Genomic DNA, 4,535 nt, shown 5'->3' on the forward strand with positions numbered 1-4,535 from the left:
GTGGACACTGTGGATGGGAAGGGGATGCGGATTTGAATGGTGCGAATGTGATTGCGCTTTTGGGGGCTGCCGTAAACCAGCCTAGAGGCTCGTGGTTGGCTTGCCAACTGCAGGGCTACCGAAAGCCCGCCCTGTGCTGCGAAGCAGTCAGGGTCGGGTAGTTTACATTTACTTAACTGTTACTTAAAAGTTGTAGAAGAAAGCTCTGGCGGGGGCAGTGACGCTCAAGGGAGAGCTGCGGTGATCGGTTTCACCGTCCAAGAGAACATTTTCTGGTTAACTTTGGGGGGGATAGTCTGGATTATCCTGAGCAATCCCCAGTCTGAAGAAGGGGACAATCGACAGGGATCCCTTGATGAGGTTGACCATGGACTTGGGCTTGGTGGTGATTGCCTACAAAGAGGGGGATCGGGAGAGCAAGGCCGCTTGTCAGAGGTGTGCTGAACAGTTGCGCCGGCGCGGTGTTACGGTGTTGACAGCTCCCACTGGCTTGCACCACAACCCCTACCCAGTCTTTTTGGAGGCCACCTCGGATCCCATCGATCTGGCAGTGGTGCTGGGGGGAGATGGCTCGGTGTTGGCGGCGGCACGATACCTAGCCTCCTATGGGATCCCGATTTTGCCAATCAAAGTGGGGGGTAGGCTGGGGTTTTTGGCCCAGTCGGAGCGGGTGCTGCAACAGGATCCCTGGGATCGTATCCAGGCGGGGGATTTTTTCTTGCAAGCCCGCATGATGTTGCAAGCCCAGATTTGGGAACAGCCGCAGTTGGGGCAAGGGGATCCCTTGGCCGCCCGTGGAGAGGGAAAACCCCAGGGCCGCCCGGTTAGCGAAGTCTACTATGCCCTCAATGAGATCTGCCTGAAGCCGATCAACCGAGAGCGGCTGCCCGCCGCGATCATGGAGATCGAGGTAAACGGAGAGATTTTGGATCAGTACCACGGAGATGGCGTGCTGGTGGCTACACCGACGGGATCCACCTCTTACACCCTGGCAGCCAATGGCCCCATCCTCGAGCCTACCCTCGACGCCATCATCATCACCCCTATTTGTCCCCTGAGTTTGTCCAGCCGTCCTATTGTCATCAGCGGCACAGCCAGGGTGGACATTTGGCCCCTTGCGGATCCCGAAGGGTTAACCCGCCTGTGGACAGATGGCGTGTTGGCCCAGTCGGTGAATCCCGGCCAGTGGGTTCACATTCAGCAAGCACCTACACCGGCCAAGCTGATGATCCTGGAAAAAGAGCTCTCCTACTTTCGCACTCTGCGGGAAAAATTGCAGTGGGCGGGCAGCCGCATCTACATCCCCACCACCAACCACCGCCCCGAGGGGGGATAAGGAGAGCTTAAAGTTGGGCAGCTAGAGTGGCAAAGTTCGCTCCCATAAGCATATTTCCCATGAGCCTGAGACTTTACCTCCTTAGACACGGAGAAACTCCCTACAGCCGTTCCGGCAGCTTTTGCGGCGCTCTCGATCCCGACCTCACCCCCGAAGGCAAACAAATGGCAGAAGCCTTTGCCGCAGCCTATGCTGGGATCCCTTGGCAAGCTCTCTACGTCAGCCCGATGCGGCGTGCCTTGGCTACCCTAAGCCCCCTGGCCGAGAAAGTTGGCTTGGAGATGCAGATTCGAGAGGGCCTAAGAGAAATTCACTATGGCGAGTGGGAGGGCAAAACCCACGCCGAGGCGCAAGAAGCCTACCCAGAAGCCTATTGGCGCTGGATGACCGAGCCGGCCTGGAACGCCCCTCCGGGGGGCGAAACCGCCGTGCAAATTGCCAATCGGGCCATGCCGGTTGTGGCCGAGATCCAGGAAAAATGGACCCATGGCAACGTCTTGATCGTCTCCCACAAAGCCACCATTCGGGTTATTCTCTGCAGCCTCCTGGGCATCGACCTGGGTCGCTACCGGGATCGCATTGAGGTTTTGGCTGCCTCGGTCAGCGTGGTCAAGTTCGACCGCTATGGCCCCCTTCTGGAAATCTTAGGGGAACGCAGTTATCTGCCTTCCGATCTGCGGGAAAGGGCAGGTACCTAATTGTTAGAGGGAGCAAGGTTTAGGATTCTTGAGGTCTTTTGGGTCTCTTTTTGAGGGAGCAATCATGGGCAAAAAACTGGGATTGGCACTGGGCAGCGGCGGAGCGAGGGGATGGGCTCATATTGGTGTGATTCGAGCTCTAGAGCGGGCTGGGATCCCCATTGATTATATTGCCGGGACGAGCATTGGCGCTTTTGTGGGAGCCATTTATGCAGCGGGAGAACTGGATGAGCTGGAAGACTTTGTGCGAGATCTCAACTGGAAGATGATTTTGTCTTTGTTTGATGTGGTCTTTCCCACCTGTGGCCTTTTGGATGGCAACAAAATTATGAGCTGCTGACAGAACATTTGCAAGAGCTGTGTATTGAAGAGGCCGGGATCCCCTTTTGCTGTGTGGCTACCGACTTGATCACAGGCCAGGAGGTGCTGTTGCGTTCGGGTAAAATGGCAGATGCCGTGCGGGCCAGCATCTCTATCCCAGGGATCTTTACACCCTTTTACTACGAAGGGCGCTATCTCGGAGATGGGGGCATTGTCAACCCGGTGCCAGTGCGGGTGGTGCGAGAGATGGGGGCCGATGTTGTTGTTGCGGTCAATCTCAACCATGTGGATCCCGCGGATGTGGAGTCGCAACTGGAAGAAACAGAGGTGGAAGAAACCCTTCAACGGCGACAGCGCTTGAATGCTGAAGGAGAAGTGATCGAAGAAGAAACCAACTTCATCACCCGCATTCGCAAACGCTATCAATCCCTACAACAAGGGATCCAAGAAAAAATTAGCCAATGGTTTCCAGATGAGCCCTCTGGTCCCAATATTTTCGACGTTATTGGCAAGACGTTGAACGTGATGGAGCAAATCGTTACCCGCAGTGTTTTAGCCGAACATCCGCCGGATTTGCTCTTACAACCCAAGCTGAGCCAGTATGGGATCTTCGATTTTCATCAAGCAGATCCGATTATTCAGGAGGGCTATCGACAAATGCGGCGGGCCATTCCAGAATTGCGACAAAAGTTGGAGCAGTGAACCACCACTTCTTCAGCAGTTCAACCTAAAGCTTTGCAAGGATCTGCGCCCCCAGCTTTCCAAACAATCCCCGATGGATCCTGCTATCAAAATGGGCCTGAAGCTCACTCAATTGGGATAAATTGCAACAGCGATCCCGTGTGGATGAGATGGGCCGGGGCAGATTCTCCATCCTGGTCGGGATGGGCCAGCAGCACACAGCGATCTTGAGGGGTGAGGTCAAACTTGACAGAGGGATCAGGCTCTCTTTCCAGTGGAGGGCTGAGCTGGGGATCCCCGACAAAAGTAAGTCGTGCCAACACGGTCAGCAGGTGATCTTGATGGGCCAGGTCTGACCCAAAAGGAGTCCGCTCTTGTAACGTAACAAGTGCTACCGGGTAACCTTCTCGCATCAAGTAGAAGAGGATCCCGGCACAGCGCTCTACAGCTCGCTCCAACTTGTCTCGATGGATCTCGGGCCTCTCTTTCTGGGGCTGCCAGCGGTTTTCAAAACAGAGGGTGATGGCCTGGGCTCGTGGACGCTCCAACTCCCGCACGATCAGTTGGTCCCGTTTGGCCGAGATCTTCCAGTGGACAGAACGCACATCGTCGTGGGGTCGGTAGGGCCGTAAGCTCAGGTAGTCTCCCTCTCGACCAGGCTGGGGGCGCAATTGGTTGCCGCTGCTGAGCTGATCCCACAGCGCCAATCCTTGAACCGAGGCAGGCCGCGGAAACACGATCACCGTTTGGGGATCCCTAATCTCTACCGCCTTGCGGAAGAGTTCAAATGGAAAACTGGTGGCAACTTCAAAACCTTGCAACTGCCAGACTCCCCGCTTTGAAAAAGTATGCTGATAAAAAGTGTCCACCTTGGCACCGGGATCCACCCGCAAAACATAGCTGGAAGGCCAATCTTCCCGCCTCAGCCCCTCAATGCGTTCGCTCACCTGCAACGAGAAGCTGGGCAGGCGCCGTTTGCGATTGACCAGCGTGAGACCCACTAAGACAGGCTGGCCGGCGAAAATGCGGCTAGGCAACTGCCGGCTCACCTCCAAATCTTTGAGGGTGATATCAGAGAGGGTACCACTGATGAGGATGAGGCTGAGCAGCATTCCCAGCAACAAATACAGGGGATTGTTGCCGGTGTTGAAAGCAGCAATACTTACCAACAGGGCGATCCCGACAAACCGCCCCCCAATACGGGTAAAGCGGAAGCGGCGCAGAAAACGAACCTGGCGCCCTGATTTCTGCTCTGAGGAGAAGATCCCCAGGCTTCCCGTCCGTTGAAGCAGTAATGGAACTAGTTTTCGGCTTCGTTTCCACAACACCGCAGTCCCCTCATCACTCCTTCATCCCCGGCCCCTCTCCAAAGGAGAAAGAGGTCTGGAATCTACAAGCTGCTTCAGTGTAATTTGAAATCACCATAACCAGTGCTACGGGCAGGTTTTTTCTGAGAGGATTTCAGCAATGGCCGCAGCCACCCGCTCTTGTTGACAGGT

At 55.5% G+C, this 4,535-nt stretch carries 5 protein-coding genes and 1 pseudogene; 5 read left to right on the top strand and 1 reads right to left on the bottom strand.

Annotated elements, in window-relative coordinates; genetic code table 11:
• The 5 genes and pseudogenes from NW840_RS13075 to NW840_RS13095 all read left to right on the top strand — a co-directional run.
• Positions 1-161: pseudogene (locus tag NW840_RS13075) on the top strand (RNA-guided endonuclease TnpB family protein); the annotation flags it as partial.
• A 206-nt stretch (positions 162-367) separates the two neighbouring features.
• A complete protein-coding gene (locus NW840_RS13080) occupies positions 368-1,336 on the top strand; it encodes an NAD(+) kinase (protein WP_414344732.1) in 969 nt (322 codons plus the stop codon).
• 59 nt (positions 1,337-1,395) lie between these two features.
• The gene (locus tag NW840_RS13085; protein ID WP_414344727.1) at positions 1,396-2,034 is read left to right on the top strand and encodes a histidine phosphatase family protein; all 639 of its coding nucleotides are present in this window, start codon (positions 1,396-1,398) and stop codon (positions 2,032-2,034) included.
• A 64-nt stretch (positions 2,035-2,098) separates the two neighbouring features.
• The gene (locus tag NW840_RS13090) at positions 2,099-2,374 is read left to right on the top strand and encodes a patatin-like phospholipase family protein (protein WP_414344728.1); all 276 of its coding nucleotides are present in this window, start codon (positions 2,099-2,101) and stop codon (positions 2,372-2,374) included.
• An 8-nt stretch (positions 2,375-2,382) separates the two neighbouring features.
• Positions 2,383-3,057 carry a patatin-like phospholipase family protein gene (locus NW840_RS13095; RefSeq protein ID WP_414344729.1) on the top strand — a complete coding sequence of 225 codons (675 nt, stop codon included), beginning with the start codon at positions 2,383-2,385 and terminating at the stop codon, positions 3,055-3,057.
• 104 nt (positions 3,058-3,161) lie between these two features.
• Here NW840_RS13095 and NW840_RS13100 read toward each other — a convergent pair whose 3' ends face one another.
• On the bottom strand, positions 3,162-4,205 hold the full coding sequence (locus tag NW840_RS13100; RefSeq protein ID WP_414344731.1) for a DUF58 domain-containing protein: 1,044 nt from the start codon (positions 4,203-4,205) through the stop codon (positions 3,162-3,164).
• Positions 4,206-4,535: the final 330 nt, after the last annotated feature.

The sequence above is a fragment of the Synechococcus sp. R5-13 genome (assembly GCF_047462015.1).
GTDB lineage: Bacteria > Cyanobacteriota > Cyanobacteriia > Thermostichales > Thermostichaceae > Thermostichus.